The sequence below is a fragment of the Humibacillus sp. DSM 29435 genome, assembly GCF_001758225.1.
In the GTDB taxonomy this organism is placed as follows: domain Bacteria; phylum Actinomycetota; class Actinomycetes; order Actinomycetales; family Dermatophilaceae; genus DSM-29435.
On sequence record NZ_MAST01000025.1, the window covers coordinates 1 to 3352 of the forward strand.

The following is a 3352-nucleotide window of genomic DNA, read 5'->3' on the forward strand; positions in this document are numbered from 1 at the left end:
CACCTCCAGCTCTAGGGCTACGCGATGGCTCGTAGGGAACGTCCTCAACGCGGCAAATCCGGTAAACGCCTCTCGCTGATGACCGGGCGAAGATCCTCAGCGCGGCGATAGGCGGCAGGACGCTGGCCCTAGGGTGTGGATCGTGATTGCCCTCAAGAAGCTGAATCTGCTGCGCCCGAGCAGGCGGCAGGGCGCGTGGTCGTACGGCTTCGGCGCGGCGATTTTTGGCTGGTGGTCGCTGGACCGATGGATCAGCACGTTTCAACGCGGAGCCGACGTGTCCTCGGTCGTATTGACGATCGCTTTGACAAGCGTCTGCCTACTGAATGGCTGGTGGGCCATCAAAGCACTCCGTCCCGACCCGCGGTAGAGCTGATCGGGACACCCACCCTGGCTTCGTTCGACGCCTCGGCAGGGGCGCAACGGCGACCACCGCTCATCGGTACGACCGAGCGGATCGCAGCAGGAGCGGACGTTCGTGTCCTTCTCAGAGGGGACCCTTGCTGGCAAGGTTGCTAACTCTTGATGGGCCGGTTCATCGGGAATACCGCAGCGAGGAGCGTGGCGGCCGATCCCAAAAAGATGCCTCCGATCAGCCCGCCGCTCAGGGCGTAAGTCACCACAGACCAGCCCTCGCGCTGCGCCGCGGTAGCGCCGAATCCCATCGCCAGCACACCGCAGACGACAGCTACGGGGAGCCACCGACGGTGATACCGCTCCCAGAAGGTTGGCACCGGCTCGACTGCACGGCCGCCTTGGGCCGGGGTGACGTCGGTCTCCACGGTCGTCTGCCTTCTCCTCTGGGACCCAGGTAGGGGCACCCACTGAGGATAGGGCCGATAAGCGGAGAGCCGCGACTGGACCGCTCGAACTATCACGCGGACAAGCACTCTTAGGGCGGCGGCGGCGAACTAGACCGCGCCACATGCGGCAGAAGAGTAAATCGTGAATCAGATGCCGAGTGCTTTCATGATGCGGGTCGCTGACTCGGCGGGTGAGAGGTGTTCTGTGTCGAGCACGAGATCCCAGCAGCCACCCACAGCAACATCAAGGTGGCCTCGCGCGTTGCCTAGCTGCCGGCCCCTGGTGCGGGCGCGTTCGCGTTGCTCGAGGACCGGAAGCGACGCCGTGAGCTGCACCCAAAGACTCGAGCTGGCCAGCAGATCGCCGCGCCAGGCGGGCACAATGGAGTCATCGATGGGCATCTCGTCGATGATGACGTTGTTGCCCGTGGCCAAGAGCGCGTTCACCGCGGCGCGCATCCCGGTGAGGAGCGTGGAGCCGGCCTCGCCGTAGCGGATCCTGGCTCGAGGTGCTCCATCCGGATCCACGGTCTTCTCCACCCAGAAACCCGGTCCGGGCTGGCGTGGGTGGTCGCGCCACTCATAGGGGAACATCGAGAAGAAGTGATCCACGCCGACGTGAAGGTAGGGATCACGCAACTTCGACTGCAGCTGTTCCGCCACCGAGGTCTTCCCCACGCTGGACACCCCGACCAGGATGATCGCGTTGCCAGTCACGTCAGCAGTCTCGCAGGCAACTTGGACCCGCAGCGGCCGCAGCGGCGGTCATAGCCGGGAGCACGCCGTCGCGGCATGAGCGTGCATTGGTGCCCCGACGACGAGGTCAGTCGTTGGCTCTCGTCGGATCACTGTCGTCCCAAGACGCCGCGGCGGCCTGTCGTAGGTGCTCGACGTAGCCCGTAAGCAGTCCAAGCACTTCCTCGTCGTCGAGTTCTGCAGTGACGCGGACACTTCAGCCGGCCCCGCCGTCTGGCTCATGTAGCTTCACGAAAGCGAGTAAGCCTGCGGGCGATGTCCCTTCTGGAAGAACTGGGATGCGCAGTCCGGCTAGAACTTCCTCGACGGGGGCGACCTGCGGAGCGGGGTCATTCATCCGCCCATCCTTGCGGAAACATCGGGACACCACGACCTGGTGTGGGTGTTAGCGCAACGCGGCAGAAGAGGACGTTGGTATCCCGTCACTTGCTGACAGCATGGGGGCGTAGGTGTCGGCAACCGCGGTTCGACCTCACGATAGGAAATCCTCATGGCTCAATGCGACTCGTGCCGCAAGCAAACCAGTAGCAAACTCACCACGACCGTGACCGGTAGGCGGGTCTGCTCCTCGTGCAGTCAGAGCATGCTCGGTGCCGCTGCGGGCATCCTGTCAGCAGAACCCGGCGCGAGTACCGAAGCCAAGACGGCCTCAGCCGAGGCGACGAGGGGCTTCTTCGCGCGACTACGCGGGCGCAATCCCCGGTAGTCGGCGGCGGCAGCCTCGCATTGCCAAGACCTCTCACGTGATGGCCAGGTGCGGTTGCCGCTCGTGGACAAGAACGTCCGACGCGCGGGGCAGTAGCGGACGTTGCTTCCGTGCGGAAACCACCTGCCGCAGGGCCTCGCGGTCCTGTAGACAAGGCCCCATGCCACCCGAGGATGCCCCGCCTCACGACCCACGACTGGACCCCTTCCGTGATGCCGTCTGGGAACTGAGCCGACAGGGGAGGGTGGAGGCGTATCTTGTCACGAACGTGTCGGACTTCCGGTACTGGCCGTTCGGCCGCAAACGCCATGACTCCATGTGGTTCAGGGTCTGCTGGCCCGACGGCCGATTTGAGGTGCCTGAGGACGACTACGGACCTGAGTGGTACATCGTCGCCGACTTGGAACAGGGCAAGTTCGACGGTTCCGACGGCGTGTTTGACGCCAAGCCGGTGGAGGGTTCCCTCCGTGACCGGCTGTGGGAGCAGCACGGGCCACCGTGACAACCGAAGTAACGACACGCCCCCTCTCCCTACGCAACCGTCACTCACCCTCTCTGCGGCATGGCCGGTAAACGCCTCACGCCGATTTGCGGACGTTGAGTCCTTGGGGTGTGGTGCCTACCTCGCCGGCGCAGCCATCGTGATCCAGTGCTCATCGATGCGGAACCCCAGCGATCGGTTCGCGGCGAGGATGCCGCGGTTCTCGGCCGAGCCGCCCGTGCGCACACGGCTCACGCCCCGACGCGCCAAGGCCAGCAGGGATGCAGCCTTGAGTGCCGTCGCCAGCCCCTGACGATGCCTAGCTCGCGCGACGACGGTGAAGTCGACCTCGGCTTGGTTGCCGTCCACCTCGATGAAAGTCATCGCCACCAACTGCTCGTCAGCGTCGAAGACACCGAACCCCCAACGTTTCGCGGTCGGCACTGCACTAGCGGCCGTGAGTGATACGTGGGCTGTCGCCACGCTTCCCGGGTAGTCACCCGTCGTCGCTGCATCCAAGGCCAGGACTGCAGGACCATCGACTTCGTTTAGTGCTCGATGGGTGTCGGTCGGTCGAAGGCGGGCCAGTGCCGTCTCCCATTTCTC

Annotated in this window: 5 protein-coding genes; 2 read left to right on the forward strand and 3 right to left on the reverse strand. The window is 64.8% G+C overall.

The window, feature by feature from the left end; genetic code table 11:
- The first annotated feature begins 142 nt into the window (after positions 1 to 142).
- Entirely contained in the window at positions 143 to 370 is a 228-nt protein-coding gene (locus BA895_RS23595) for a hypothetical protein (RefSeq protein ID WP_139142684.1), read from the forward strand.
- Positions 371 to 515: 145 nt separating this feature from the next.
- On the opposite strand, the gene BA895_RS15120 is transcribed toward BA895_RS23595, so the two are convergent.
- Positions 516 to 782 (reverse strand): hypothetical protein, encoded by a 267-nt coding sequence (locus tag BA895_RS15120; protein ID WP_070192733.1) that lies wholly within the window; start codon positions 780 to 782, stop codon positions 516 to 518.
- 168 nt (positions 783 to 950) lie between these two features.
- The gene (locus BA895_RS15125; RefSeq protein WP_070192734.1) at positions 951 to 1520 is read right to left on the reverse strand and encodes an AAA family ATPase; all 570 of its coding nucleotides are present in this window, start codon (positions 1518 to 1520) and stop codon (positions 951 to 953) included.
- Between the two features lie 905 nt (positions 1521 to 2425).
- Between BA895_RS15125 and BA895_RS15130 the strand changes: the two genes are divergently transcribed.
- Positions 2426 to 2767: a hypothetical protein gene (locus BA895_RS15130; protein WP_139142685.1), complete on the forward strand. Its 342-nt coding sequence runs from the start codon at positions 2426 to 2428 to the stop codon at positions 2765 to 2767.
- Positions 2768 to 2884: 117 nt separating this feature from the next.
- Here the strand turns inward: BA895_RS15130 and BA895_RS15135 are convergent, their stop codons facing one another.
- Positions 2885 to 3136 carry a hypothetical protein gene (locus BA895_RS15135; RefSeq protein ID WP_139142686.1) on the reverse strand — a complete coding sequence of 84 codons (252 nt, stop codon included), beginning with the start codon at positions 3134 to 3136 and terminating at the stop codon, positions 2885 to 2887.
- Positions 3137 to 3352 lie beyond the last annotated feature (216 nt).

Excerpts from the sequence above, each read along its gene's own strand:
- BA895_RS15130 (WP_139142685.1), top strand. The coding sequence starts at position 2,426 with ATGCCACCCGAGGATGCCCCGCCTCACGACCCACGACTGGACCCCTTC.